The following is a 26,584-nucleotide window of genomic DNA, read 5'->3' on the forward strand; positions in this document are numbered from 1 at the left end:
GGCGTTTACCACACCTAGGGTGGCTTGCATGACGCCGCGAGATGCATCAGAGCCGAACGGTAGCCGTTGGTCGGACCTGGACCGTCCGCCCCTCAACATCACCGCCCTGCGCCGGGGTCTGGTGCGTGAGGGCGGGCTGTGGTCCGAGGTGGACGTGGTCCAGCGCACCGGCTCCACGAACTCCGACCTGGTCGCGCGGGCTGCCGAGGGCAGGGCCGCCGAGGGCGCGGTGCTCGTCGCCGAGGAGCAGACGGCCGGGCGCGGGCGTCTCGACCGGCAGTGGGCGGCGCCTCCCCGCTCCGGCCTGTTCTTCTCCGTGCTGCTCACGCCGAGCGAGGTGCCGGTGGAGCGGTGGGGGTGGCTGCCGCTGCTCACGGGCGTCGCGGTGGCGACGGGGCTGTCGCGGGCGGCGGGTGTCGACACGGCGCTGAAGTGGCCGAACGACCTGTTGGTCACGGTGGGGGGAGAGGAACGCAAGGCCGGGGGGATTCTGGCCGAGCGGGCGGGTGACGGAGGGGTCGTCATCGGGGTCGGTATCAACGTCACGCTGAAGGAGGACGAGCTGCCGGTGCCCACGGCGGGGTCGCTGGGGCTGGCCGGGGCCGTGAGCACGGATCGGGACCCGTTGTTGCGGGGGGTGCTGCGGGCGCTGGAGGAGTGGTACGGGAGGTGGCGTGCGGCGGGGGGTGACGCGGGTTCGTGCGGGTTGCTGGAGGCGTACGCGGCGGGGTGCGCGACGCTCGGGAGGGAAGTGCGGGCGGAGTTGCCGGGGGATCGGGCCGTGGTGGGGGAAGCGGTTGCGGTCGACGGGGACGGGCGGTTGGTGCTGGCTACGGGGGAGGGGGTGCAGGAGCCTGTCGGCGCCGGGGACATCGTGCACTTGCGGCCTGCTTGACAGGTGCTCGGCCTGGGGCTGGGGGCGGGGCGGTGCGCTGCCGGCGGAGCGGGGTGCCGCTTCTTTGGGACGGGCGCCGCCCCTGGCGGCACGACTGCCCGCAGCCAAGCGGATCGATCAGCCACGGGGACGGTGGGACGACGCCGAATGCGTGTACAACGCCGGGCACCTCACCCCTCCGCTGAACCTGACGGAGTGAGCTGGCGCACACCTGCCGTAGAGTTGAGGCCGGTCGATACATGACCGTGACAGATCGGAAGGGCAGCACGCGTGACCGTCGACGACTCGGGTTCCGGCACGGACGCGCAGGGCGCCGACCCCGGCGAGGATCCGCTCGCCCTGCGTCTGGAACAGCTGATCCTGGGGGCCGAGCGCCGCTACACCCCGTTCCAGGCGGCCCGCAGTGCCGGCGTCTCCATGGAACTGGCCTCCCGCTTCTGGCGGGCGATGGGCTTCGCCGACATCGGGCAGGCCAAGGCGCTCACGGAGGCCGACGTACTCGCACTGCGGCGCCTCGCCGGTCTCGTCGAGGCGGGGCTGCTGAGCGAGGCGATGGCCGTACAGGTGGCCCGGTCCACCGGGCAGACCACCGCGCGGCTCGCCGAATGGCAGATCGACTCCTTCCTGGAGGGCCTTACCGAGCCGCCCGAGCCGGGCATGACGCGCACCGAGGTGACGTACCCGATCGTCGAGCTGCTCCTGCCCGAGCTGGAGGAATTCCTGGTCTACGTCTGGCGGCGGCAGCTCGCCGCCTCGGCCGGACGGGTCGTGCAGGCCGCGGACGACGAGGAGATGGTGGACCGGCGGCTCGCGGTCGGCTTCGCCGATCTGGTCGGGTTCACGCGGCTCACCCGCCGGATGGAGGAGGAGGAGCTCGGCGAGCTGGTCGAGGCCTTCGAGACCACCGCCGCCGACCTGGTGGCCGCGAACGGCGGCCGGCTGATCAAGACCCTCGGCGACGAGGTGCTGTACGCCGCCGACGACGCGGGCACGGCCGCCGAGATCGCCCTGCGGCTGATCGAGACCATGGCGCACGACGAGACGATGCCGGAGCTGCGCGTCGGCATGGCGTTCGGCACGGTGACCACCCGTATGGGTGATGTCTTCGGTACGACCGTGAACCTGGCCTCCCGGCTCACCTCGATAGCTCCGAAGGACGCCGTACTCGTCGACACCGCCTTCGCCGAGGAACTGATCCGCACGCAGGACGCCCCGTCCTCGGAGGCGGAGGCCGCCGAGGAGGCCGCGGCGGCGGAGAAGGAGGGCGAGGAGCCGCCGGCGTACCGGTTCGCGTTGCAGCCGATGTGGCAGCGGCCGGTGCGTGGGCTGGGCGTCGTGGAGCCGTGGCTGCTCATGCGGCGGGACGGCGGCTGAGGGCGGGGGCCTACCGGGGCTGACCGGGGCCGACTGGGGCTCTCAGCGCGGCGGGTCCACGCACAGGCCGATGACCGGCACGCACAGGCCCGGGTCGTCCGGTTTCTTCGGCTTCTCGGGCTCGGGTGCCGGGGCGGGTGCGGTCCGGTTCGGTGGTGAGGGCGGGGTCTGGGCCGGGCGTGGGGCGATGTCGTTGCCTGTGCCCGGCGGTGCCGGGCGATTCGTCGTGTCGGCGGTGGTCGCGGGTCGGGGAGTCGCTGCCGTATGCGCGCCTCGGGTGTCGGTGGAGGTCGACGCGTACGTGGACGGAGCGGGCGAGGCGGCGGCCGGGCCGCGGGTGCCCGGCGACGGGGGCAGGCTGCCCAGGGCGGTGGGCGAGGAAGGTCTCGCCTCGGTGGCGGCGGTGTTCGTGGCCTCGTCCGTGCCGGTCGTGACCGGGTCCGGGCGGGGCTCGGCCTCGACGGTGCCGACGTTGTCGGTGCCGGGTCCGGGGCCGGAGGCCAGGCACGCGAGGCTCAGGGCGCCGGCCGCCAGGGCGAGGCCGCCGGCGGCGAGCAGGGCCTTGCGCGGGCGGGGTCTGCGGTGGCGGCCCCGGGCGCGGGGGAGAAGGGGTCGGTTTCCGCCGCGGCCGGTTCGTAGGGTGTGGCCGGTTCCGGTCGGCGGGGTGCCGGTGCTCCGGTGTTCCGCTGCGGCTTCGGCGGCGTGTTCGTCGTCGTCATAATCCCTCCCCGGTACGCACGCGCCCCCAGTGCGCCGTGGCGGATGCACGCTATGCGCTCCTATGGGCGATCGGGCCGGAGTTGGGGTGATGTCACTCGAACGGGTGGGCGGGGTGGGGGCGCGGGAACCGGGCGCGTCCGCTCTTTCGCGGGCAGGGCGGGACTGCGATGATCGGAGCGGCGATGTTGTTAACCTGCGTTAACCGGAGGGCGTCATGAGTGAAAAGCGGTTCGGGGAGTTCGTGCTGGTGCGGCGGCATGAGCAGGGGCATGTCGCGGAGCTCGTCCTCGACCGGCCCAAAGCCATGAACGCGGTGTCGACGGAGATGGCGCGGTCCGTCGCCGGGGCGTGTGCGGCGCTGGGGGAGGACCGGGACGTACGGGTGGTCGTGCTGACCTCGTCGCATGAGCGGGCGTTCTGTGTCGGGGCCGATCTGAAGGAGCGGAACTCGCTCAGCGATGCGGAGCTGGTGCGGCAGCGGCCGGTGGCGCGGGGGGCCTACACCGGGGTGCTGGAGTTGCCGGTGCCGACGGTGGCGGCGGTGCACGGGTTCGCGCTGGGGGGCGGGTTCGAGCTGGCGCTGGCGTGTGACGTGATCGTGGCGGACCGGACGGCGGTCGTGGGGTTGCCGGAGGTGTCGGTGGGGGTGATTCCCGGGGGCGGGGGGACGCAGCTGCTGCCGCGGCGGGTGGGGGCGGCGCGGGCGGCTGAGCTGATCTTCTCGGCGCGGCGGGTGGAGGCTGCCGAGGCGGGGGAGTTGGGGCTGGTCGATCAGGTGGTGGAGGAGGGGCGGGATCGGGAGTCGGCGTTGGAACTGGCTGCTCGGATCGCCGGGAATTCACCTGTGGGGCTGCGGGCGGCGAAGCGGGCGTTGCGGTTGGGGCAGGGGTTGGATCTACGGGCTGGGCTCGAGGTGGAGGATGCGGCTTGGCGGGCTGTGGCGTTTTCGGGGGATCGGGCGGAGGGGGTGGCCGCGTTCAACGAGAAGCGGCGGCCGGAGTGGCCGGGGGAGTGAGCTGAGGGTCGGTTGCCGGGTGCTGCCGCGTTGGTGCTGGGGTGGGTGGGTCCGCATCCCGGCGTAGCGGGGCGCCGCTTCTTTGGGACGGGAGCCGCCCCAGCGGCACGACTGCCCGCAGTCGGGCCTCCCCGTTCGCCCCGTCAACAGAGCCAAATGGCTGGAAACTGCCTAGCCTGGGGTGATGGGTGAGGACAGGCGGCTCGTGGCTGTCGTCGCGTTGGCTCAGGGGATGGCGGCCGCGCAGGGGTCGCGTGAGGCGTGGCGTGCGGCGGCTGTCGGGGCGTGCCGGGCGCTGGGCGGGAGCTTTGCCGCGCTGTCGGTGTGGGAGCGGGAGCTCGGGCGGCTGAAGGTCCTCGTGAACGTCGGTGAGCTGGCCGACGGGGAAGAGGAGTTCCCGGAGGACGAGTCCTACCCGGTGCACCAGTTCGCGGAGATCACCGAGTTCCTGCATGAGCAGTGGGCCGGTGGCGGGGAGCCGGACGCGTGGGTGGAGACGGCTGAGGGGCCCGCCGCCGGGCGGCGTCCCGGGTACTGCCACCAGCGCGTCGCCGCCCTGCGCCGTCGTGGCCGCGGCTGCTGCGTGGTCGCGCCCATCGTGCTGCACGGCCGGGCCTGGGGCGAGCTGTACGTCGCCCGGCCGGTCGGGGAGCCCGTCTTCGAGCGGGCCGACGCCGACTTCGCCACCGTCCTGGCCGCCGTCGTCGCCGCCGGCATCGCCCAGACCGAGCGGCTGGAGGAGGCCCGGCGCCTCGCGTTCACCGACGCGCTGACAGGGCTGGCCAACCGCCGCGCCGTGGACGTCCACCTGGAACAGGCGATCGAGCGGCACCGCAGGGACGGAGCCGTCGTCAGCCTCGTCGTCTGCGATCTGAACGGGCTCAAGCGCGTCAACGACACCCACGGGCACTCCGTCGGCGACCGGCTCCTGGAGCGTTTCGGCTCGGTGCTGTCGCTGTGCGGGGCCATGCTGCCGGGGGCCCTGGCGGCACGGCTCGGAGGGGACGAGTTCTGTCTGCTCGCAATCGGGCCGCCCGCCGACCAGGTCGTCAAGGCCGCCGGTGAACTGTGCCGCAGAGCAGCGGAGTTGGAGCTCGGGGACGGGGTGGCCTGCGGGGTCGCGTCCACCGAGGACCCGATCGGGCCGGTGCGCTCGGCCCGGCGGCTGTTCCGGCTAGCCGACGCCGCCCAGTACCGGGCGAAGGCCGAGCGGGCCACGCGGCCGGTCGTCGCCGGGCGGGCCGGGCCCGACGACCCCGTCGTGCGGCTCGCGGACGAGCCGTCCCAGGAGGCCAACGGTGAGCGCCGGCGGTTCCGGGGGCGGCACGCGCCGTAGCGGGCGGGCCGTGGCGAGTGGGCTGTGGCATGTGGGCCGTGGTGTGCCTGTGACGTATCGGTAAGGGGTGAACCGGGTCCCCAGTGGTGACATCATCGAATTCACTGCGTACGCTCCTGAATATGGATATGCACACTGTGGTGGTGGGGACGTCCGGGGTGACCGCGTCCGACGTGCTCGCCGTGGCGCGCGGCGGTGCCCGCGTCCAGCTCTCCGAGGAGGCGGTGGCCGCCCTCGCCGCGGCCCGCGAGATCGTGGACGCGCTGGCGGCCAAGCCCGACCCCGTGTACGGCGTGAGCACCGGCTTCGGGGCCCTGGCGACCCGGCACATCAGCCAGGAGCTGCGCGCACAGCTCCAGCGCAACATCGTCCGCTCGCACGCCGCCGGTATGGGGCCGAGGGTGGAGCGGGACGTCGTACGCGCCCTGATGTTCCTGCGGCTGAAGACCGTCTGCTCCGGACACACCGGCGTACGGCCCGAGGTCGCGCAGACCATGGCCGATCTCCTCAACGCCGGTATCACCCCGGTCGTGCACGAGTACGGCTCCCTCGGCTGCTCCGGGGACCTCGCGCCGCTCTCCCACTGCGCGCTCACGCTCATGGGGGAGGGGGACGCCGAGGGCCCCGACGGCGTCGTACGCCCGGCCGCCGAACTCCTCGCCGCGCACGGCATCCAGCCGGTCGAACTGCGCGAGAAGGAAGGTCTGGCCCTCCTCAACGGCACCGACGGCATGCTCGGCATGCTGGTCATGGCCCTAGCCGACCTGGACACCCTCTACCGGTCCGCCGACGTCACGGCCGCCCTGTCGCTGGAGGCCCTGCTCGGCACCGACAAGGTCCTCGCCCCCGAGCTGCACGCCATCCGGCCGCACCCGGGGCAGGCCGCCAGTGCCGCCAACATGCTGGCGGTGCTGAAGGGGTCGGGGCTGACCGGCCATCACCAGGACGACGCGCCGCGCGTCCAGGACGCCTACTCGGTGCGCTGCGCTCCGCAGGTCGCCGGGGCCGGGCGGGACACCATGGCGCACGCCCGGCTGGTCGCCGACCGCGAGCTGGCCGCCGCGGTGGACAATCCGGTTGTGCTGCCCGACGGGCGCGTGGAGTCCAACGGCAACTTCCACGGGGCGCCGGTCGCCTACGTCCTGGACTTCCTCGCCATCGCCGTCGCCGACCTCGGCTCCATCGCCGAGCGGCGTACCGACCGGCTGCTCGACAAGAACCGCAGCCACGGCCTGCCGCCGTTCCTCGCCGACGACGCCGGCGTGGACTCGGGCCTGATGATCGCTCAGTACACGCAGGCCGCGCTGGTGAGCGAGATGAAGCGGCTCGCCGTACCGGCGTCCGCCGACTCGATCCCGTCCTCCGCCATGCAGGAGGACCACGTTTCGATGGGCTGGTCGGCGGCGCGCAAGCTGCGCACGGCCGTCGACAACCTCACCCGGGTCCTGGCCGTCGAGCTGTACGCCGCCACGCGCGCGATCGAACTGCGCGAGGAGCTGACCCCGGCGCCCGCGACGCGGGCGGTCATCGACGCCCTGCGGGAAGCGGGAGTCCAGGGTCCGGGGCCGGACCGGTTCCTGGCGCCCGACCTGGCCGCGGCGGACGCGTTCGTGCGCGACGGACGGCTGCTGGCCGCGGTGGAGACGGTCACCGGGCCGCTTCGGTAAACGGCGCTTCAGTAGGAGAAGGACTGCTCAGTAGGAGAAGCACGGCGTTTTGGTAGAGAAGACCGGCCGGGGCCCCGCCACGCGGCAGGGCCCCGGCCGCGTGACGTCAGAAGCCGAGCCGTTCCCGGCGGACCGAGTACGCGACGAAGCCCGCGCCCAGCGTGAGGAAGAGCGTGCCGCCGATGACGTACGGCGTGCTGTCGAAGCTGCCCGTGTCGGCGAGGCGGGTGCCGGTGACGGAGTCGCCCGCGGTCATGGCCGCGATCCGCGCCTGCTCCGTAACCTGCGGCGACGGGCTCGCCGCGACCGCGTCTCTCACCGGGGAGTCCGACGTCGCGTTGGCGGACGGGACGAACCACAGGGCGCCCAGCAGGGTCGCCGCGGCAGTGGCGGTCAGCAACGGACGGCGAGCGGATGACACGGAATATCGATCCCCTTGTGGCGCTGGCGAATTGGCCGTGTGGGGCGATGTTAGTGAAAGTCGCGGGTCACGGGAAAGTCACGGGAGGTCCTCGACGTACGCTCGCGCCATGAGCACTCCAGAGACATCACGTTTTGTCCGCCTTCGAGTAGAACTCGTTCTTGAGGTCGAGGACGCGGACGGGATCACCAAGGCCGCGCTGCGCCGGATCGCCGACGACGGTGGGATGCCGGCGGCGGAACGGGCCCATGCCGAGAGCGCTGTGACGGAAGACACGGCCGAGGCCCTCGCGTACCTCGTGGACCCGTTCGACCTGGTCAGCCAGGTGCCGGGGGTGGAGCTCCAGCAGGCCTCCTGGAGCAGCGAGCGGATCGACTACGACCCCGATTCGCCGGAGTGGGACCTCGACGAGGATGATGTCGACGACGACAGCGACAGCTGAGGCACTTGGGAAAATAGTGACCCCGGGCGGCAACCGTCGTCCGGGGTCTCCGCGTCTCAAGCAGCGCACCGACCTCATCCGCGCCGTCCGCGCCCGTTCGCCGCGGACGGGCGCGGACGTGGTGATCCCCACACGTGCGCGACATGGGGAACCGGACGAACCGGTCGTAGCGTTGAAAGTTCTCGGCGAGGACTCTCGAGTCCTGACGGGGGCACTTGGGACTTTGACGGGGACACTCGGGGTTTTGGGGAAATCGGCAACGATGGAGAAGCGTGTGATGACGGTCAGCAAGCGGCGCAAGGGCCTGACGGTCGCGTCCGCACTGCTCGGCGGAGTGCTGGTGCTCTCGGCCTGTTCCGGCGGCGGTGACAACGCCTCCGGGAGCGACGGCGGCGACAGCTCCCAGTCCAAGGTCGACGAGGCCGCGGCCAAGAAGGCGTCCAAGGCCCAGATCAAGATCACGCCCGAGGACGGCTCCGACAACGCCTCCATCAACAACTCCGCCACCGTGACCGTCAGCAAGGGCACGCTCACGAGCGTCAAGATGACGACGTCCGACGGCGCGGAGGTCAGCGGCCAGATATCCGCCGACAAGACCAGCTGGAAGCCCAGCACGCAGCTGGAGCGCTCCACCACCTACAAGCTGGCGGCGGAGGCGAAGGACTCCGAAGGCCGCGTCGCCCACGAGAACGCCTCGTTCACCACGGTCTCCCCGGCCAACAGCTTCATCGGCACCTTCACTCCGGACGACGGCACCACCGTGGGCGTCGGCATGCCGGTCTCGATCAACTTCGACAAGGCGATCACCAACAAGGCCGCCGTCCAGAAGGGCATCGAGGTCAGCACGACCAGCGGCCAGGAGGTCGCCTGCCACTGGTTCAACGCCAACCGCATGGACTGCCGCCCCGAGGACTACTGGAAGGAAGGCTCCACCGTCACGCTGAAACTCGCGCTCGACGGTGTCCAGGGCGCCGAGGGCGTCTACGGCGTCCAGCAGAAGACGGTCACCTTCAAGATCGGCCGCAACCAGGTCTCGTACGTCGACGCGAAGACCAAGCAGATGAAGGTCACGCAGGACGGCAAGGTCGTCCGGACGATCCCGATCTCCGCCGGCTCGCCGGAGAACAAGACCTACGAGGGCATCATGGTGATGTCCGAGAAGTTCAAGGAGACGCGCATGAACGGCGCGACCGTGGGCTTCACGGACGACGACGGCAAGGGCGAGTACGACATCAAGGACGTGCCGCACGCCATCCGCCTGTCCAGCTCCGGCACGTTCATCCACGGCAACTACTGGGGCGCGAAGTCCATCTTCGGCAACGTGAACACGAGCCATGGCTGCGTCGGCCTCCAGGACGCGAAGGGCGCGAACGACCCGAACACCCCGGGCGCGTGGTTCTACAACAACTCGATGATCGGTGACGTGGTGGTCGTCGAGAACACCGGCGACAAGACCATCGCGCCGGACAACGGGCTCAACGGATGGAACATGAGCTGGGCCGACTGGAAGGCCGGCTCGGCGGTCTGACGACCCGTACCTTCACATGAGGGAGCCGCCGCCCTGCCCCGAGTCCGGGGTGGCGGCGGCTCCCGTCGTCTCTCCCCCTTCCGTGTCAAGGGGAACACGCGTGCGCAGTCGTCCAGCTCTGTAACGGAGTTCCGGCGGCCGTGTAACAGCCTGCCCACGGATTTCTTACCTCTCTCTCATCTATTGAGTGCCTGATCACCCGTCGGCATACTGCGTGTTCCGGGGGGTGTACGCCCATGCGTACGAGATGACCCCCGGCCGGGTGAACGGGGAATTCGCCCGGTACTTCTGCAAGGGGGAAACTTGCGCAGACAAGTGAAAAGGGCGTGCGCGGCCACGGTCGCCACAGCGGCAGCCGTGGCCCTGGCGGCGGGAATGACCAGCCCGGCGTCGGCGAACGGCGAACGGACGACCGCAGCCGCGCAGCAGGCGTCGGTCGCCGCCAAGCACCGCATCACGCTGATCACCGGTGACCGGGTCGTCCTGGACGCCAAGGGCCGGGTCATCGGCCTGGAGCGGGCCAAGGGACGCGAGGACATTCCCGTCCAGGTCCGCAAGCTCGACGGCCACACGCTGGTGATCCCGGCCGACGCGGCCCGCCTGGTCGCCACCGGCAAGCTCGACCAGCGGCTCTTCGACGTCACCGAGCTCAACAAGTCCGCGACCCGCAAGGCCCAGAAGAAGGGCCTGAAGGTCATCGTCGGCTACCAGGGCAGCGCCGCGGCCACCAAGGCCGACGTCCGCGACGCGGGCCGGCTGAGCCACTCCCTGAAATCCGTGAACGCGGACGCGGTGCAGACGCCGAAGGAGGACGCGCCCGAGCTGTGGGACGCGGTCACCAACGGCGACAAGACCGCCTCCGGCATCGCGCACGTCTGGCTCGACGGCGTCCGCAAGGCCAGCCTCGACAAGTCCGTCCCGCAGATCGGCGCCCCCAAGGCGTGGGCCGCCGGCTACGACGGCAAGGGCGTGAAGATCGCCGTCCTGGACACCGGTGTCGACGCCACCCACGCCGACCTCAAGGGCCAGGTGATCGGCGCCAAGAACTTCACCACCTCGCCCGACACGACCGACAAGGTCGGCCACGGCACGCACGTCGCCTCCATCGCGGCCGGTACCGGCGCGAAGTCCGGCGGCAAGTACAAGGGTGTCGCGCCCGGCGCGAAGATCCTCAACGGCAAGGTGCTCGACGACGGCGGATTCGGCAGCGACTCCGAGGTCCTCGCCGGCATCGAGTGGGCCGCCGCGCAGGGCGCCGACGTCGTCAACATGAGCCTGGGCGGCGGCGACACGCCCGCGATCGACCCGCTGGAAGCGGCGGTGAACAAGCTGTCCGAGGAGAAGGGCATCCTGTTCGCCATCGCGGCCGGCAACGAGGGCGACTTCGGCGAGCAGACCATCAGCTCCCCGGGCAGCGCCGCCGCGGCCCTGACCGTCGGCGCGGTCGACGACAAGGACGTGCTGGCCGACTTCTCCAGCCGCGGCCCCGGCATGGACGGCGCACTCAAGCCCGACGTGACCGCGCCCGGCGTGGACATCACAGCGGCCTCCGCCAAGGGCAACCTGATAGCCGGCGAGGTCGGCGAGAAGCCGGCCGGCTACATGACGATCTCCGGTACGTCGATGGCCACCCCGCACGTCGCGGGCGCCGCTGCGCTTCTGAAGCAGCAGCACCCGGCGTGGAAGTACGCCGAGCTGAAGGGCGCCCTCACCGGCTCCACGAAGGGCGGCACGTACACGCCGTTCCAGCAGGGTTCGGGCCGTATCCAGGTCGACAGGGCCATCAAGCAGTCCGTGATCGCCGACCCGGCGTCGGTGAGCTTCGGCGTCCAGCAGTGGCCGCACACCGACGACAAGCCGGTCACCAAGGAACTGACGTACCGCAACCTCGGTACGAAGGACGTCACGCTGAAGCTGACGTCGACCGCCACCAACCCGAAGGGCCAGGCCGCCCCGGCCGGCTTCTTCAAGCTCGGCGCCACCTCGGTGACCGTCCCGGCCGGCGGCAAGGCCACCGTCCCGTTCACCGTGAACACCAAGCTGGGCGGCACGCTCGACGGCGCCTACTCCTCGTACGTGACGGCGACGGGCGGCGGCCAGACCGTCCGCACGGCCGCGGCGGTGCAGCGCGAGGTCGAGTCGTACGACGTCACGCTGAAGTTCGTCGGCCGTGACGGCAAGCCCACCAAGAACTACAGCGCCGACCTGGCCGCCGTCTCGGGCCTGGGCAAGGGCAAGTTCTTCATGCCGTACGACGCGGACGGCACTGTCACGACCCGTGTGCCCAAGGGCGGTTACGTCCTCAACACGAACATCTACGCGGGCGACGACCCGGAGAAGTTCCAGGGCGCCGACTGGCTGGCCCAGCCCAAGCTGAACGTCACCAAGAACACGACGGTCACGCTGGACGCCCGCAAGGCCAAGCCGGTGAACATCACCGTGCCGGAGAAGACCGCCAAGTCGGAGTTCGCCTACACCGACTACACGGTCGAGACGAAGGACTCCAGCTACGGCTTCGGCTGGATGCTCGACTCCTTCGCCGACATCAACACCGCGCACGTCGGCCCGCAGATCACCGACGGTTCGGTGACCCAGCAGTGGGACGGCCACTGGACCAAGGGTGACAAGGAGCAGTACGACGTCACCGGCGGCGGCAAGGTCAAGCAGCTCGCCACCGGCTACACCAAGCACTACAAGGCGAGCGAGCTCGCCACGGTGAAGGCGGGCCTCGGCGCCGCGGCGAGCGGCAAGAAGGGCTCCATCAGCGCCGTGGGCTGGATGCCGTGGAGCAGCGGCGCCTCCTCGATCGGCATCGAGCAGTCCCTGCCCGGCACGCGGACGCTGCACCTGTCCACCGCGAGCGGCGTGCAGTGGCAGCTCGAATTCGCCCAGTACGGCGGTGTCGACGAGGACGGCTTCCCGGCCGACGAGGCCGGCTACACGCTGGGTACGCAGAAGTACGCCGCCGGCAAGACCTACTCGAAGACCGTCAACACGGCCGTCTTCGGACCGCGGATCAACGGCGATTTCGGCCTCTTCCGTGAGGGCAACCAGCTCTACGGCTCCCTGCCGCTGTTCGCGGACGGCAAGGGCAACGCGGGCTACTCGAAGTTCTCCTCGGTCGACACGACCCTGTACCGCAACGGCAAGAAGGTCGGCAGCAACGACGACCCGCTGTTCGGCGAGAAGGAGTTCAAGGTCCCGTCCGGTGACGCCGAGTACAAGCTGACGACGTCGGTCAAGCGCAGCGTCAAGGTCGCGGCGGCCTCCACCCGCATCGACGCCAGCTGGACGTTCCGTTCCAAGAAGACCTCCGGCCTCAAGCAGCTGCCCGCCTCCACGGCCCGCTTCAACGCGGTCACGGGGCTGGACAGCAAGGTCCCGGCCGGCAAGACGGTCAGCATCCCGGTCACCGTCGAGGGCGCGGCCAAGGGCAGCAACCTGAAGTCGCTGTCGGTGTACGTGTCGTACGACTACGGCAAGACCTGGAAGAAGCTCACCGTCAAGAAGGGCAAGGTCAGCTTCAAGAACCCGGCGAAGGGGAAGGCCATCTCCTTCCACGCCAAGATCGCCGACAAGCAGGGCAACAAGTCGACGGTCTCGATCTACAACGCGTACTACGGCAAGTGAGCCGCAGGGCTCGTCCGCAGGGTGAGCTGTAGGGCTCGTCAGTGAGCGGCCCGCCGGGAGCCTCGGCTTCCGGCGGGCCGCTCGCGTGCGTCAGGCCGGTGGAGGCGAACTCCCCGCCCCCGCCCGGGTCGCGTCCGCGCCCCAGCTCGCCAGCAGCCGCAGCGCCTCCGCCGACTCCGAGCCCGGTTCCGCGTAGTAGGTGATCAGGGACTGCTCGGCGTCGTCGACCAGGCGGAACGTCTCGAAGGACAGGGTCAGGTCGCCGACCAGCGGGTGCCGCATCCGCTTGACGCCGTAGCTCTTCTCCTTGACGTCGTGCGCGGCCCACAGCCGGCGGAACTCCTCGCTTTTCACGGAGAGTTCGCCCACCAGGGCGGACAGCTGCGGGTCGTCCGGATGACAGCCCGCGTCCCAGCGCAGATAGCCGACCATGTCGGACGCCTTCCGCTCCCACTCCACGTACAGCTCGCGGTACTCCGGATTCAGGAACACCAGCCGCGCCCAGTTCCGCTCCGGCGCCGGCAGTTCCCCCAGTCGCCGAAGAGGGCAGCGGCCATCCGGTTCCAGGCCAGGATGTCCGAGCGGCGCCCGACGATGTACGCCGGGACGGTGTCGATCGAGTCCAGCAGATGCCGCAACGTCGGCCGTACCTGCTGGGTCCGCGTCGCCGGCTTCTTCTTGTGCTGCTTCGGCTTCGCCAGGTGCGTCAGATGGGCGTGCTCGGCGCCGGTCAGCCGCAGGGCGCGCGCGATCGCGTCCAGCACCTCCGCCGAGACGTTGCGCCCGTTGCCCTGTTCCAGCCGTGTGTAGTACGCCACGGACACCCCGGCCAGCTGGGCCAGCTCCTCGCGGCGCAGCCCCGGCACCCGCCGCCGCCCGAAGTCGGGCAGCCCCACGTCCTCCGGCTTCAGCCGGGCACGCCGGGTGCGCAGGAACTCACTGAGGTCGGCACGCCGGTCCAGGCCCCCGCCGGTCTCCGCTGCGGGCTCCTGTACGGGTTCGGGCTGTTCGTCCATGCCCTCCAGTATTCACGGTCGTACGCACAGGAGCCTGACCTCACCAGTGGTACGCACGCTGTGCGTACGCAAAACCGTGGTCTGGGTAGACGCTCGCGGGTTTGGCACGGTGGTGATCGTGCCCGGTCAGAACATCCAGAAGGCAGCCGGGCACGGAACCCTGCTAGGAGAACCCCCGGCATGACCACTGTTGCTGCGTACGCCGCCCCCGCGCCCAAGGCTCCCCTGGAGCGCACCACCATCGAGCGCCGCGAGGTCGGCGCGTTCGACGTCCTGATCGACATCAAGTTCGCCGGAATCTGTCACTCCGACATCCATCAGGCCCGCGAGGGCTGGGGCGAGGCGATCTTCCCGATGGTTCCCGGCCACGAGATCGCCGGTGTCGTCTCCGAGGTCGGTCCGGGCGTCACGAAGTTCGCCGTCGGCGACCGCGTGGGCGTCGGCTGTATGGTCGACTCCTGCCGCGAGTGCGAGAACTGCAAGGCCGGACGCGAGCAGTACTGCGTCCAGGGCAACGTCCCGACGTACAACGGCATCGGCAAGGACGGCGAGCCCACCTACGGCGGCTACTCGCAGAAGGTCGTCGTCGACGAGAACTTCGTCGTCCGCATCCCCGACGGCCTCTCCCTCGACGTCGCCGCACCGCTGCTGTGCGCCGGCATCACCCTCTACTCCCCGCTCAAGCGCTTCGGCGCCGGCCCCGGCAAGAAGGTCGCGATCGTCGGCCTGGGCGGCCTCGGCCACATGGGCGTGAAGATCGCGCACGCGCTGGGTGCCGAGGTGACCGTGCTGTCGCAGTCCCTGCGCAAGCAGGAGGACGGCCTGAAGCTGGGCGCCGACCACTACTACGCCACCAGCGACCCGAAGACCTTCGAGGAACTGGCCGGCACCTTCGACCTGATCGTCTCCACGGTCTCGGCGCCGCTGGACTTCGGCGCCTACCTCTCGCTGCTGAGGACCGAGGGCACGCTGGCCAACGTCGGCGCCCCCGAGGAGCCCATCGCCCTCAACCTCTTCTCGGTGATCGGCGGCGGCAAGACCCTCGCCGGTTCCATGATCGGCGGCATCGCGGAGACCCAGGAGATGCTGGACTTCTGCGCCGAGCACGGCCTCGGCGCCGAGATCGAGCTGATCCGCGGTGACCAGATCAACGAGGCCTACGAGCGGGTGGTCGCCAGCGACGTGCGCTACCGGTTCGTGATCGACACCGCGACCATCTGAGACCGACGGCTTTCGCTGAGACCGACGGCTTCGCATCCGCCCTGAGGGCCCCGGCAGCGCGCCGGTGCCCTCAGGGCGTTCGTGATGCACGAGGAGGCTCCTGCGGGGTACTCCACACGGGGGGAGTGCACCAGGGGTTCGCCAGGTACGTCAGGGGAGGCCCACCATGACCGTGCAGCTGAACCACACCATCGTCGCCGCACACGACAAGCGCGTCTCGGCCCGGTTCCTCGCCGACATCCTGGGGCTGGACGTGAGTCCGCCCTACGGCCCGTTCCTCCCGGTCGAGATCCCCAACGGCGTGACGCTCGACTACATGGACAGCCCCGGCGCCATCACGCCGCAGCACTACGCCTTCCTCGTCTCGGAGGACGAGTTCGACCAGATCTTCGCCCGGATCCGGGAGGCCGGTCTGACGTACTGGGCGGATCCGTTCCACAGCCGTCCCGGCGAGATCAACCACAACGACGGCGGACGCGGCGCGTACTTCGACGACCCCGACGGCCACCGCCTGGAGATCATCACACGGCCGTACGGCAGCGGCGGCTGAGCCCGCGCACCCCGCTCGTCACATCTTCGCGCCGCCCCTCGTCACGGCGAAGGCGACATCAGAAGGCGAAGAGCTGGGGAGCAGCCATGACATCACCGATCCTGGTCACCGGCGGCACGGGCACCCTGAGCGGCCACGTCCTGCCGCTGCTGCGCGCGTCCGGCCACGACGTACGGGTCCTCACCCGGTACGCCCGTCCCGCCACGGACGGCGTCGAGCACGTCACCGGCGACCTGCCGAAGGGCGAGGGCGTCGAGGCCGCCGTCGACGGCGTGGAGACCGTGCTGCACCTGGCGGGCGGCCCCAAGGGCGACGACGAGGCGACCCGCACCCTGGTGCGCGCCGCGTCCCGGGCCGGCGTACGGCACCTTCTCTACATCTCGGTCATCGGCGCGGACCGGGTCCGACTGGCCTGGATGCGGACCAAGCTGGAGTCGGAGCGGGCCGTCGCCGACTCCGGCATCCCATGGACGACCCTGCGCGGCCCAGTTCCACGACCTGGCGCTGACCATGGTCGAGAAGATGGCGAAGCTGCCGGTCTTCCCGGTGGCCTCCGGCTCCAGCCGGTGGACTCGCGGGAGGTCGGCCCGCCTCGCGGAACTCACCCTCGGCGACCCGTCGGGCCTCGTCGCGGACATGGCGGGACCGGACGTCCACGACCTCGCAGCCCCTGGCCCGCCCCTACCTCCGCCTGCGCGGCCGGCGCCGCCCGATGCTGCCGGTGCGGATTCCCAGGAAGGCGGGGCGGGCGTACCCGGCGGGGGCGAACCTGACGCTGGAGGGGGCGGAGGAAGGGAAGCGGACCTGGGAGGAGTTCCTTCAGGAGAGGCTGGGCCAGAGGGTGTTTGACCCCCAAGGCGTCACCCGGAGCGACTCGGCCGGTCCTGCTCGCCGAAGGTCCACACGGCACGGGCCCCCGGACCGACGACGAGGGCCGAGTGACCGATCCGCTCCTCGTGCCGGTACGACACCGGACTGTTCAGCGACATCTCGACCTGCCGCAGTCCCACCTGGTCGACGGGCACGGCGTCGAAACGCAGCGTGGTGCCGCCGCCCTTCGCGACGGCGCCGCCGCGCAGGGACCGTACGGTGAATCCGCCGGCCTTCAGCAGCGGCACCGTATTGGCGAGGTCCCGGGCGGTCACCGCGAGGCGGATGCCGGTCACGTCCCGCATCAGGTGGTCGCGGTAGCCGTCGGACAGGTAGCGCTCCCGGCCCACGTCACCGGGGTGGGCGGCGGGCTCGGTGTTGCCGCGCGGGTCGGCGAAGTACTCCGGCCGGTACTCCATGCCCCAGGCGCCGAAGAGGTCGTACTGGTCGGTGGTGAAGACGGCGTCGAACCAGGGCACCGGGACGCCGTCGCCGAAGTCGCGGGTCTGCCGGAACTCGACGGGGTCGCTGACCCCCACCTCGCGCAGCCGCGCGATCACCCTCGCCAGGTCGCCTTCCCGCTCGGTCGAGACGCCCATGCCGGTGGCTCCGAGGGTGCCGCCCTTGCCGGGGAGGTCGCCGACCCCGAACAGCTCGAGATAGGTCTCGCGGCCCGTCAGATAGCGGCCGGTCCAGGTCTGCCCGCCGGAACCGGTCGTGGTGCGGACCTGGACGTTGGCGAAGTCCCGCAGATAGGCGGAGTGCTCGATGGCGTCGGCGGTCTCCCGGTCGAGGACGCCGTAGGCGTGGTTGCAGAACAGGAGCTGCCGTCCGCCGTCCCCCGCCTGCGCGGAGCTCACCCCGCCCTGCGCCACCCCCGCGAGGGCCAGGGCGACGACCATGATCACCCGTAATGCTCCTGACCGTCATGCGGAGGAGCGTAGAGCGGGAGGAATCGGTTCGCTGGGGATTGAGGCCTTTGTCAGGAGCCCACGGGCGGAGGTCCCTGGGACAAGGCCCTTGAGTCAGGGGCTCTTTGACAGAGGCCCTCGGTCAGGGGGCTCCTGACCGCCCATGTCGAGGCGGAACGGCGGGTACTGGTCGGTCATCAGGGCGGCGTAGGCGGTCACCCGGGCGCACCAGCGCGCGAGGCCGAGCAGGAAGTCGAAGAGGTGCCGCGGATAGCGGGCGGTGAACAGCAGGACGACCACCGCGACCAGGGAGAGGAACGGCATCAGCCCGCTGCCCCGCCAGCCGTCCCCGTCGTCCCAGTCCCAGCCGCCGCCCACGAACATCGCGACGACGATGTACTGCGGGATCGCCAGCAGCCACCACTTCACCAGGACCAGGCCGCGCGAGAGCCGCTCGGGATGGGCGACGTCGAAGCGGGCCGGATAGTCGGGCACGTCGGCGAGGGTGAACGGCGGGTACCGATCGGTGCCGAGCGCGGTGTGGGCGTAGTAGCTGACCCGCCAGTTCCACCGCAGCACGCCGACGTTGAAGTCGAAGAGCGACCGGGGGTACCGGGCGGTGAACAGGATGGCGAAGAACGCGACGACGCTCACGAGCACGAACGCGATCCACAGGAAGAACAGGACGATGTAGTGCGGGATGGCGAGCAGCCACTTCACCAGCCACAGCCATCGGGACAACCGGGCGTCGAGGGACGCCTCGAGACGCACGGGAGACGCGGTGACAGGAATCATGGAGCGGAACTCCCTTCACTCGCAGGCTCGCAAGCGAGAAGGAGCCCCGCGACCTGGGCGGGGCCGTTCGCGCGTCCGGAACCGTTACGACGGCACGGGGGCGGCGCTGTCCGGCTCGTCCGTGGCGTCCGGTTCCTGCGGCGGATCGCCGAGCTGCTCGTGCACGTAGTTCCAGACCACCGCGATCAGTGCCGCGACGGGGACGGCCAGCAGGCTGCCCACGATGCCGGCCAGATTGCCGCCCAGTGTCACCGCCAGCAGCACCACGGCCGCGTGCAGGCCGAGCCCACGACTCTGGATCATGGGCTGGAACACGTTGCCCTCGAGTTGCTGCACCCCGACGATGATGGCCAGCACGATCAGCGCGTCCGTCGGGCCGTTGTAGACGAGCGCGATGAGGACCGCGACGAAACCGGCGAACAGGGCGCCGATGATCGGCACGAACGCGGAGACGAAGGTCAGCACCGCCAGTGGGAGCACCAGCGGTACGCCCAGGATCCACAGGCCCAGGCCGATCAGGACGGCGTCGAGCAGGCCCACGGCGGCCTGGGACCGCACGAAGGCGCCCAGCGTGTTCCAGCCGCGGTCGAACACGGTCGGGACGTCGGTGGCGAGCCGGCCGGGCAGCTGACGGGAGAGCCACGGCAGGAACCGCGGGCCGTCCTTGAGGAAGAAGAACATCAGGAAGAGGGCGAGCACGGCGGTGACGACCCCGTTCACCACGGTGCTCACTCCCGTGACGACAGCTCCCACCATGCTGCCGAGACCCTCCTGAGCGCGGGCGACCGCGCTGTCGAAGGCCTTGTTGATCTGTGCGTCCCCGATGTTCAGCGGCGGCCCGGCGGCCCACTCGCGCAGCTTCTGGATGCCCTCGACCACGCCGTCGGTCAGCTCACCGGACTGGGACGCCACGGGCACGGCGATCAGCGCCACGACACCCGCGGCGACCAGCAGGAACAGCACGGTCACGACGGACGCGGCGAGCGCGGGCGGCCACCCGCGGCGACGCAGGAGACGGGCCAGGGGCCAGGTCAGCGTGGTCAGCAGCAACCCGACGACGAGCGGCCACACAACCGACCACATCCGGCCCAGCAGCCACAGAGCCACCGTCAGCATCGCGAGCACCAGCAGCAACTCTGCGGAGACACGTGCCGATATCCGGAGCGCGTCACGGGTCTTCGTGGAACTCAAGGGCGCAGTCACGGAGGCACCTTATTGCCCCTGCGCCCCACGGGGCTCCGATGGTGCCGCTGTTACCCCCGCGCGTCACAAGCGTCCGGCGCTCATCCGTCGGCCTCGGCCACGCCGATCGGGCAGGACACGCCCGTCCCAGCGAGCCTGCGCTGCCATGTGACCCGTGGCGTCTCTGGAGCGTGGGGACCTCAGCGATGTCCCTTCGGCGGGGTTGCCTTCCACGCGCGGTCGAGGGAGTCGTCCCAGGTGCCGTCCCGATCAAAGCTCGCTGCCCGACAGCCTCGCGACATGGGCGGAGCTGCATCGTGGCGCCAGGCGGAATCGCCCACTCGCATGATCGAGTGTGCACAGTGACGGCACACGGCCTCCCTCACGAGCTTGGTCGCGACGCGTTCGGCTTCCGCCGAGGCTTCAACCACCAGCTCGTCAAGGCGACGCAGCACTTCGTGTCCACTGAGGTTCGCGTCGTCAGCGAGAATCTGTCTCACGATTCGTCGAGCTTCCCGTACAACGCGTACGTGGTCTTCGGTGGCCGCCAAGAGCGCAGCGTCCCTCATGTGTCCCCCAGTAGGTGTTGGTGCTGTCCGTTCCCACGCTAGAGCCACGGACTGACAGCGGCGCCTGTTCTCGTAGATCCTCATGCGGACATCACGGCGCGTAGTAGGCGGCGTACCAAGCCGCGTGCCCTGACGGAGAAGTCCGCATGACTGCGCGCGGTCGGTTTCTCGCCCTCCGGGGAGACCACCGCCGTAGCGACGAGCAGCGACAGGCGATCGCTTGCCGCCCCCACCGACAACAGCACAAACGGGAACAGCTCGGCTGAGACGGGACAGGAACGACGAGATCAGGTCGTGGGGCATCGATGTCCCGCTCGTCGTCGCCGACGGCGGCTACGGCGATGCGGCAACCTTCCGCCTCGGCCTGGAAGAACGCGGGATGAGCTACGCGGTCGGCATGTCACCACGACCACCGCCCAGCCGGAAAGCGGCACAGCCACACACCCCGCCATATGGCGGTCGCGGCCCGAGCGTCGGTCGGGGCGGGGGCGCTTCACGCATCTCCGGGAGCCTTATCCGGTGGCCACTGCGGCAGCTGTGTTGTGCGTTGGTTCGCCGTTCCCCGACGTCATTGCAACCGGTGTTCGCAGCAATGTTCTGGCGATCGGCACGGTCGTCGCCCCGTTGCCGCGGACTCACCCTCGATCCGCCCCTCGCCGGAGGATCTGATCCTCGAACCACGGAGCACTCCTTGTGAGCTCCCACCATCCCCACTGGGAGCAGGACAGCCCCGGGGACGCGCCGTGGACCGACTGAGCGAAGATCCACCGCTGCTCGGCTTCTGCCGCCGAACTCTCAGTTGGCGCCACCAAGGCTGCGGATCATCCGGCTCCACAGGTGCGTCTGGCAGCGCCGAAAAGACGCCGGCCTTTGCGTGCCAGCTGCGGAACACGCTACGGAAGATCGGGTGGGGCTCGTGCGGCAGGGGGCCCCTCAAAGAAGACACTGTGCTCTCCTTCGCTTTTTCCGTGACCGTTAACGTGACCGTTAACGTGATTCTTGCTCAGGGGAGCGGATTCCGTCAACGCCCGCCGCCAGACGGCTCACGATCCGCCGGTGGCGTTCTGGCGCTGCCTTGCTCTCGTGGCAGTGCCGGGCTGGTGATGGCGCGGCAGGCCGGTGAACCTGATTGACTTGGACACAGGGCGGCACAGGAACAGAAGTGAGTGGGCAGCGTGGCCGGACAGCGGGAAACGGAAGACCAGCGGGCGCGGGGTGTGAGAACCGTCAAGCGCGTCACGCTCCGCGACGTTGCTCAGGCGGCAGGCGTGTCCCATCAGACCGTCTCCCGGGCGATCAACGGCAAGGGGGAGATCGACCCGGCCACTCAGCAACGCGTGCTCGATGTCGCAAGGCAGTTGCGGTACCGGCCCAGCCGGTTCGGCCGGGGGCTGGTCCGCCCGGACGTCGTATCCGTCGGGCTCATCGTCCCCGACGTGGTCAACCCCTTCTTCCCAGAGTTCGTGGCAGGAGTGATTGCGGCCGCGAACGAACGCGACTGGCAGGTGCTCGTGGCCAGCACCGAGAACGACCGGTCCCGGGAACTGGCCTTGGTCCGCTCACTCGGCCAACAGGTTGACGCTCTTGTCGGCTACATCAGCCATCCCGATGCGCAGCTCGAGCCGTACGTGGGCACCGTGCCGCTGGTCATAGTCGATCGCGGGTTGGACTCGTCGAACCACGCGTTGGTCCACATCGACACCGCGACCGGAATCCGGGCCGGGCTGCAGCACCTCATCGACCGGGGTCACCGCCGGATCGGCATGATCGACTGCGAGTGCTTGAGCGCCCCGATGGTCCGGCGCCGCACCTTCCTCGACGTCGTCAGCGAACACGCGCTGCCGGTCGACGAGGGCTGGGTTGTCATGGGTGAGCAGTCCCCGGCCGGGGGCGCCGCCGCTTTCGAGGCGCTGTACGCCGCGCGCCCAGACCTCACCGCCGTGGTCGCCTTCAACGACCTGGTTGCGATCGGCGCGCTCCGGGCCGCCCGCCGGCTCGGCGTCCAAGTACCGGACGACTGCGCACTGGTCGGCTACGACGGGCTGAGCGTCGTCGATCTGGTCGACCCGCCACTGACCACCCTCCACCTCGACAAGCGACGGCTGGGCGAACTGGCCATCCACCAAGTCGACCAACTCCTCGCAGGCGAACTGCCACCCCCTATCGTCCTGACACCAAGCTTGAATGTCGGCGGCACGACGTGACCCACCCTTGCCCTCGATCCGTCAGCGGGGGCCGGTCGCTGAGTGGCTTGGTGGTTCGCCCGTAAAGTTCCCTGACGTCGAGGGCGGGCCGTCGCGTGACGCTGCGGCTGCGCCGGGTTCCCCGGGCCCGGGGTGGTGCGGGTCTCCTCCGTTTCGCACAGCGCTCATCTACTCAGGCCTGGACGAGTGGGGGCTGCGCGGGGGAGTCGAGCCGTGGCACCGAACAGGACGCTGTGTCACGGCTCGCCCTCGTCATCAAGTGCCAGCGCTCGCACCACGGGCTACCTGTCGGTTACCTCGGGTGCCGACGCGATGCCGGTCGGGCAGGACGCCCCCCAGTTCGTCTCGAACGGGTCACTTAGCTTGACCCCCGTCCCGCCGATGCCGCAGTAACCCGCCGGGTTCTTGTCCAGGTACTGCTGGTGGTAGCCCTCCGCCGGGTAGAACGGGCGGCCCTCCGCCTGGACGATCTCCGTGGTGATCTCGCCGTAGCCGGAAGAGGTGAGGACCTTCTGGTAGGCGTCGCGGGAGGACTTGGCGGTGGCCGCCTGCTCGGGGGTGTGGGTGTAGATCGCCGAGCGGTACTGCGTCCCCACGTCGTTGCCCTGGCGGAAGCCCTGCGTGGGGTCATGGGACTCCCAGAACGTCTTCAGGAGGCCCTCGTACGAGATCAGCTTCGGGTCGTAGACCACGCGGACGACCTCCGTGTGGCCGGTCAGGCCCGAGCAGACCTCCTCGTACGTCGGGTTCTCCGTGTAACCGCCCTGGTAGCCGACCAGGGTCGTCCACACCCCAGCCGGGAGCTGCCAGAACTTGCGCTCGGCGCCCCAGAAGCAGCCCAGGCCAAAGTCGGCGGTCTCCAGGCCCTCGGGGTAGGGGCCAAGCAGCGGGTTGCCGAGGACGGTGTGGCGGTCGGGGACCGAGAACACCGGCTCCGGGCGGCCGGGCAGCGCCTGCTCGGGGGTCGGCAGCTGGGGCGTACGGCTGTGCAGGAACATGCGGTCTCCAATCGGCACGACACCCACGCGGGGCGACGCCAGGTTCAACGTGTGGGGGGTGGAGGGAATTCCGCCTGGGCCCCGCGTCTCGGGTGGCCGGGAACTCCCCTGGCGTACTCCCTCTGCCGTGCCGGGGCCGGCGTCTTGTTCGGTTTGGAGCCCCCGTGTCGTGCGGTCGGAGCCGTAGCTCGGGCGGCTGGGATCTGCCTCTGGGGGCGTTCGGGGCCGGCGTCTTGGACGGCATGGGCCCCGCGTCGGGTGGCGGGAGCCGGTCTCTCGGGCGGTCGGAGCCGCGTCTCGGGGTGGACAGCGCCCGCGTCTCGCGAGGCCGGAGTCACGTCTCGCGCGGCGGGATCGGTGGCTTGGGTGGCCGGGTCTGGTGTCTCGGGTGGCCGTGACCGGCGTCTCGCGCGGGCGGAGCCGCATCTCGGACGGCCGGGGCCCGTGCCTGGAGGCGGCCGGGCCCGAGCCCCCCCGCACGATCTGGCACGCGTCTGGCACGGGCGCGGCCGTCTGGCCTGTGCGCTCGCCGCGCCGGCGACCACCCTCGGGTGGCGGAAGCCGGCGTCTCGGGTGGTCGGGACCCGTCTCAGTGTGGGGCCCGCGTCTCGCGCGGCGGGATCGGTGGCTCGGGTGGCCGGAGCCCGCGTCTGGGGGCGGTCGAGCCCGCCTACCGGGTGGTCGGAGCCCGTCTCAGTGCGGGGCCCGCGTCTCGCGCGGCCGGAGTCACCGTCTCGCGCGGCCGGAGCCCGCGCCTGGGGGAGGCCGGAGTCCGCCCACCGGGCGGCCCGGGGCCCGTCTTCAGTGCGGCAGGCTCGCCGGGTTGCCGCCGTTCGCCTCGTAGCCCGCCACCGCCAGTGCCCGGTACACCGCGAACTCCGCCGCGGGGTCGGCGGAGAGGGTCCAGGGGAGGGCGCCGACATGGCCGTCGATGTGCACCAGCTGGTTCATGGCCTCCGCCCAGCGCTCGCTGCGGACCAGGAAAAAGACCAGCATGTGCCGCACATGCGCCAGCATCGGGTCGTCGGGGCGGGCCGAGTGCACCGCGTGCAGCGCGCCGTGGACCGCCTTCGTGACGACCTCGGTCTGCCAGAAGCTGCTGACCAGGGTCACCTCCGGGAGGTGCTCGAACACCGCGAAGAGAGGCATCGCCGCCAGCAGGGAGCCCTTGGGCGCACGGGCCGCCGCGGCCTCCGCGAACTCGTACGCCAGCTCACGCGAGCCGTGCCACTTCTCGCACCAGTAGTGCAGCGCGGCCAGGTGCGCTCCCATGTGTGCCGGGGCGCGGTCCAGGATCTTCAGCCAGAGCTGCTCGAAGTCCTTCTGCGAGTAGCCCAGCCCGCGGGCCACCGACAGCTCGACGATGTACGGGATCGGGTCGCCGGGGGCCAGCAGCGCCGCCTCGCCGCACGCCGCCTTCGCCTCCTCCATGATGATCCGGAACTCGTCCGTCCCGGGCGTGGCCGTCCGCCACGCCTGCTGCACCAGGAACTCGGCGTGCACCGCCGCGCCGCCCGCGTCCTTGGGCGCCTCGGTCCGCCACACCCGCAGCCACTGCCCGCCCGGCGCCTCGCTCACCCCGCCGGGCCGCTGGGAGAGCTCCAGCGAGGCCGCACCCGCGAAGGCCTGCACACGCTGCCAGCGGCGCTCGCCCTCCGTCTCCGTGCCCGCCAGGAGCTGCTGCGCCGCGCGATAGTCCTGCGTGCGCTGCACCACGTCAAGGACGTCCAGCAAGTCCTGGTCGGGGCCGGGCATACGGATGTCCAGCTCCTCCTCGCGGACGAAGCCGTAGTTCGCCGGGTCCGCGGCGTCCGGGTGGTCGGGCGAGACCAGCCCGATCGCGGCACCGCGCCTGCGCCGCAGGAAGGGAAGCAGCACGAAGCCCAGCATGACCAGTGCGATCAGGACCCAGAGAATCTCCATGCAACAAGCGAACCAGACCGCGCCGACAATTGGCCAACCTGGGTCCCGAACCTGTGGAAAACTCGCCGAACCGCACCCGCCGCCCTTGGAAAACCCGGCTCCGGTGCCCGTGTCGCCTCGTCCCCCGGCACTCAGCGCGTCGGCGCACTACCCTCGGTGCCCATGAGCGACAGGCACATCAGTCAGCACTTCGAGACGCTCGCGATCCACGCGGGCAACACCGCCGACCCCCTGACGGGCGCGGTCGTCCCGCCGATCTACCAGGTCTCGACCTACAAGCAGGACGGCGTCGGCGGCCTGCGCGGCGGCTACGAGTACAGCCGCAGCGCCAACCCGACCAGGGCCGCGCTGGAGGAGAACCTCGCCGCCCTGGAGGGCGGCCGCCGCGGTCTCGCGTTCGCGTCCGGGCTGGCGGCCGAGGACTGCCTGCTGCGTACGCTGCTCAGCCCCGGCGACCACGTGGTCATCCCCAACGACGCCTACGGCGGCACGTTCCGCCTGTTCGCCAAGGTCGTCGCGCGCTGGGGCGTGGAGTGGTCGGTCGCCGACACGAGCGACCCGGCCGCCGTACGGGCCGCCATCACCCCGAAGACCAAGGCCGTGTGGGTGGAGACCCCCTCCAACCCGCTCCTCGGCATCACGGACATCGCCGCCGTCGCTCAGGTCGCCCGGGACGCGGGCGCCCGCCTCGTCGTCGACAACACCTTCGCCACGCCCTACCTCCAGCAGCCGCTCTCGCTCGGCGCGGACGTCGTCGTGCACTCGCTGACCAAGTACATGGGCGGCCACTCGGACGTCGTCGGCGGCGCGCTGATCACGGACGACCCGGACCTGGGCGAGGAGCTGGCCTTCCACCAGAACGCGATGGGCGCGGTCGCCGGGCCCTTCGACTCCTGGCTGGTGCTGCGCGGCACCAAGACGCTCGCGGTGCGCATGGACCGGCACAGCGAGAACGCCGCCAAGGTCGCCGACATGCTCACCCGGCACGCGCGCGTGACGAGCGTCCTGTACCCGGGCCTGCCGGAGCACCCCGGTCACGAGGTCGCCGCCAAGCAGATGAAGTCGTTCGGCGGCATGGTCTCCTTCCGCGTGGCGAGCGGCGAGGAGGCGGCCGTCGAGATCTGCAACCGCGCCAAGGTGTTCACTCTGGGCGAGTCCCTGGGCGGCGTCGAGTCGCTGATCGAGCACCCCGGCCGCATGACGCACGCCTCCGTGGCCGGCTCGCTCCTGGAGGTGCCCGGCGACCTGGTGCGGCTGTCCGTCGGCATCGAGAACGCCGACGATCTGCTGGAAGACCTTCAGCAGGCGCTCGGCTAG

Annotated in this window: 19 protein-coding genes and 3 pseudogenes; 14 read left to right on the plus strand and 8 right to left on the minus strand. The window is 70.6% G+C overall.

All coding sequences use genetic code 11. The features are described from left to right. Positions 1-28 precede the first annotated feature (28 nt). Both V8690_RS27315 and V8690_RS27320 read left to right on the plus strand, forming a co-directional pair. Positions 29-895, plus strand: a complete 867-nt coding sequence (locus V8690_RS27315) for a biotin--[acetyl-CoA-carboxylase] ligase (RefSeq protein ID WP_338782728.1) — start codon at positions 29-31, stop codon at positions 893-895. Between the two features lie 270 nt (positions 896-1,165). Beyond that, entirely contained in the window at positions 1,166-2,269 is a 1,104-nt protein-coding gene (locus tag V8690_RS27320; RefSeq protein WP_338782729.1) for an adenylate/guanylate cyclase domain-containing protein, read from the plus strand. Between the two features lie 42 nt (positions 2,270-2,311). Here the strand turns inward: V8690_RS27320 and V8690_RS27325 are convergent, their stop codons facing one another. After that, complete coding sequence (locus V8690_RS27325) at positions 2,312-3,037, minus strand: hypothetical protein (RefSeq protein ID WP_338782730.1); 726 nt, start codon at positions 3,035-3,037, stop codon at positions 2,312-2,314. 166 nt (positions 3,038-3,203) lie between these two features. Between V8690_RS27325 and V8690_RS27330 the strand changes: the two genes are divergently transcribed. From V8690_RS27330 to hutH, 3 genes are all read left to right on the plus strand, one after another. Further along, positions 3,204-4,004 (plus strand): enoyl-CoA hydratase-related protein, encoded by an 801-nt coding sequence (locus V8690_RS27330; protein ID WP_338782731.1) that lies wholly within the window; start codon positions 3,204-3,206, stop codon positions 4,002-4,004. 184 nt (positions 4,005-4,188) lie between these two features. After that, positions 4,189-5,340 carry a GGDEF domain-containing protein gene (locus tag V8690_RS27335; protein WP_338782732.1) on the plus strand — a complete coding sequence of 384 codons (1,152 nt, stop codon included), beginning with the start codon at positions 4,189-4,191 and terminating at the stop codon, positions 5,338-5,340. A 128-nt stretch (positions 5,341-5,468) separates the two neighbouring features. Beyond that, complete coding sequence (hutH, locus tag V8690_RS27340; protein ID WP_338785476.1) at positions 5,469-7,007, plus strand: histidine ammonia-lyase; 1,539 nt, start codon at positions 5,469-5,471, stop codon at positions 7,005-7,007. 106 nt (positions 7,008-7,113) lie between these two features. Here the strand turns inward: hutH and V8690_RS27345 are convergent, their stop codons facing one another. Further along, positions 7,114-7,428, minus strand: a complete 315-nt coding sequence (locus tag V8690_RS27345; protein ID WP_338782733.1) for a hypothetical protein — start codon at positions 7,426-7,428, stop codon at positions 7,114-7,116. 109 nt (positions 7,429-7,537) lie between these two features. Here V8690_RS27345 and V8690_RS27350 point away from each other — a divergent pair, with 109 nt between their 5' ends. The 3 genes from V8690_RS27350 to V8690_RS27360 all read left to right on the plus strand — a co-directional run bounded on the left by V8690_RS27350 (position 7,538) and on the right by V8690_RS27360 (position 13,028). After that, positions 7,538-7,870: a hypothetical protein gene (locus tag V8690_RS27350; protein ID WP_338782734.1), complete on the plus strand. Its 333-nt coding sequence runs from the start codon at positions 7,538-7,540 to the stop codon at positions 7,868-7,870. 262 nt (positions 7,871-8,132) lie between these two features. Continuing rightward, positions 8,133-9,398, plus strand: a complete 1,266-nt coding sequence (locus V8690_RS27355) for an Ig-like domain-containing protein (RefSeq protein ID WP_338782735.1) — start codon at positions 8,133-8,135, stop codon at positions 9,396-9,398. Between the two features lie 315 nt (positions 9,399-9,713). Continuing rightward, positions 9,714-13,028, plus strand: coding sequence for a S8 family peptidase (locus V8690_RS27360; RefSeq protein ID WP_338785477.1), 3,315 nt, complete (start codon positions 9,714-9,716; stop codon positions 13,026-13,028). A 90-nt stretch (positions 13,029-13,118) separates the two neighbouring features. Here V8690_RS27360 and V8690_RS27365 read toward each other — a convergent pair. Continuing rightward, positions 13,119-14,044, minus strand: a pseudogene (locus V8690_RS27365) (helix-turn-helix transcriptional regulator). Between the two features lie 180 nt (positions 14,045-14,224). Here V8690_RS27365 and V8690_RS27370 point away from each other — a divergent pair. From V8690_RS27370 to V8690_RS27380, 3 genes and pseudogenes are all read left to right on the plus strand, one after another. After that, complete coding sequence (locus V8690_RS27370; RefSeq protein WP_338782736.1) at positions 14,225-15,265, plus strand: NAD(P)-dependent alcohol dehydrogenase; 1,041 nt, start codon at positions 14,225-14,227, stop codon at positions 15,263-15,265. A gap of 166 nt (positions 15,266-15,431) precedes the next feature. Continuing rightward, on the plus strand, positions 15,432-15,815 hold the full coding sequence (locus V8690_RS27375) for a VOC family protein (RefSeq protein WP_338782737.1): 384 nt from the start codon (positions 15,432-15,434) through the stop codon (positions 15,813-15,815). Between the two features lie 86 nt (positions 15,816-15,901). Then, positions 15,902-16,647 (plus strand): annotated as a pseudogene (locus V8690_RS27380) (NAD(P)H-binding protein); the annotation flags it as partial. Between the two features lie 28 nt (positions 16,648-16,675). Here the strand turns inward: V8690_RS27380 and V8690_RS27385 are convergent. From V8690_RS27385 to V8690_RS27395, 3 genes are all read right to left on the minus strand, one after another. Next, a complete protein-coding gene (locus V8690_RS27385; protein WP_338782738.1) occupies positions 16,676-17,593 on the minus strand; it encodes a DUF5829 family protein in 918 nt (305 codons plus the stop codon). Positions 17,594-17,710: 117 nt separating this feature from the next. Beyond that, a complete protein-coding gene (locus V8690_RS27390) occupies positions 17,711-18,391 on the minus strand; it encodes a DUF4389 domain-containing protein (RefSeq protein ID WP_338782739.1) in 681 nt (226 codons plus the stop codon). 84 nt (positions 18,392-18,475) lie between these two features. Next, on the minus strand, positions 18,476-19,582 hold the full coding sequence (locus V8690_RS27395) for an AI-2E family transporter (protein WP_338785478.1): 1,107 nt from the start codon (positions 19,580-19,582) through the stop codon (positions 18,476-18,478). Between the two features lie 840 nt (positions 19,583-20,422). Here V8690_RS27395 and V8690_RS27400 point away from each other — a divergent pair. Both V8690_RS27400 and V8690_RS27405 read left to right on the plus strand, forming a co-directional pair. After that, positions 20,423-20,611 (plus strand): annotated as a pseudogene (locus tag V8690_RS27400) (transposase); the annotation flags it as partial. A 697-nt stretch (positions 20,612-21,308) separates the two neighbouring features. Next, the gene (locus V8690_RS27405; RefSeq protein ID WP_338782740.1) at positions 21,309-22,346 is read left to right on the plus strand and encodes a LacI family DNA-binding transcriptional regulator; all 1,038 of its coding nucleotides are present in this window, start codon (positions 21,309-21,311) and stop codon (positions 22,344-22,346) included. A 281-nt stretch (positions 22,347-22,627) separates the two neighbouring features. Here V8690_RS27405 and msrA read toward each other — a convergent pair whose 3' ends face one another. Together msrA and V8690_RS27415 are read right to left on the minus strand one after the other, a co-directional pair. Next, positions 22,628-23,344, minus strand: a complete 717-nt coding sequence (gene msrA / locus V8690_RS27410; protein WP_338782741.1) for a peptide-methionine (S)-S-oxide reductase MsrA — start codon at positions 23,342-23,344, stop codon at positions 22,628-22,630. Positions 23,345-24,145: 801 nt separating this feature from the next. Next, positions 24,146-25,267 carry a hypothetical protein gene (locus tag V8690_RS27415; protein WP_338782742.1) on the minus strand — a complete coding sequence of 374 codons (1,122 nt, stop codon included), beginning with the start codon at positions 25,265-25,267 and terminating at the stop codon, positions 24,146-24,148. A gap of 162 nt (positions 25,268-25,429) precedes the next feature. On the opposite strand from V8690_RS27415, the gene V8690_RS27420 reads away from it, so the two are divergent. Continuing rightward, positions 25,430-26,584 (plus strand): cystathionine gamma-synthase, encoded by a 1,155-nt coding sequence (locus V8690_RS27420; protein WP_338782743.1) that lies wholly within the window; start codon positions 25,430-25,432, stop codon positions 26,582-26,584.

The organism is Streptomyces sp. DG1A-41 (genome assembly GCF_037055355.1).
Taxonomy (GTDB): Bacteria; Actinomycetota; Actinomycetes; order Streptomycetales; family Streptomycetaceae; genus Streptomyces.

What these genes read in the sequence shown, in the direction of transcription:
- msrA (WP_338782741.1), bottom strand. Translation starts at nt 23,344, where the DNA reads ATGTTCCTGCACAGCCGTACGCCCCAGCTGCCGACCCCCGAGCAGGCG.
- V8690_RS27335 (WP_338782732.1), top strand. Translation starts at nt 4,189, where the DNA reads ATGGGTGAGGACAGGCGGCTCGTGGCTGTCGTCGCGTTGGCTCAGGGG.
- V8690_RS27375 (WP_338782737.1), top strand. Translation starts at nt 15,432, where the DNA reads ATGACCGTGCAGCTGAACCACACCATCGTCGCCGCACACGACAAGCGC.
- hutH (WP_338785476.1), top strand. Translation starts at nt 5,469, where the DNA reads ATGCACACTGTGGTGGTGGGGACGTCCGGGGTGACCGCGTCCGACGTG.
- V8690_RS27315 (WP_338782728.1), top strand. Translation starts at nt 29, where the DNA reads ATGACGCCGCGAGATGCATCAGAGCCGAACGGTAGCCGTTGGTCGGAC.
- V8690_RS27355 (WP_338782735.1), top strand. Translation starts at nt 8,133, where the DNA reads ATGGAGAAGCGTGTGATGACGGTCAGCAAGCGGCGCAAGGGCCTGACG.
- V8690_RS27415 (WP_338782742.1), bottom strand. Translation starts at nt 25,267, where the DNA reads ATGGAGATTCTCTGGGTCCTGATCGCACTGGTCATGCTGGGCTTCGTG.
- V8690_RS27370 (WP_338782736.1), top strand. Translation starts at nt 14,225, where the DNA reads ATGACCACTGTTGCTGCGTACGCCGCCCCCGCGCCCAAGGCTCCCCTG.
- V8690_RS27390 (WP_338782739.1), bottom strand. Translation starts at nt 18,391, where the DNA reads ATGATTCCTGTCACCGCGTCTCCCGTGCGTCTCGAGGCGTCCCTCGAC.
- V8690_RS27330 (WP_338782731.1), top strand. Translation starts at nt 3,204, where the DNA reads ATGAGTGAAAAGCGGTTCGGGGAGTTCGTGCTGGTGCGGCGGCATGAG.
- V8690_RS27420 (WP_338782743.1), top strand. Translation starts at nt 25,430, where the DNA reads ATGAGCGACAGGCACATCAGTCAGCACTTCGAGACGCTCGCGATCCAC.
- V8690_RS27350 (WP_338782734.1), top strand. Translation starts at nt 7,538, where the DNA reads ATGAGCACTCCAGAGACATCACGTTTTGTCCGCCTTCGAGTAGAACTC.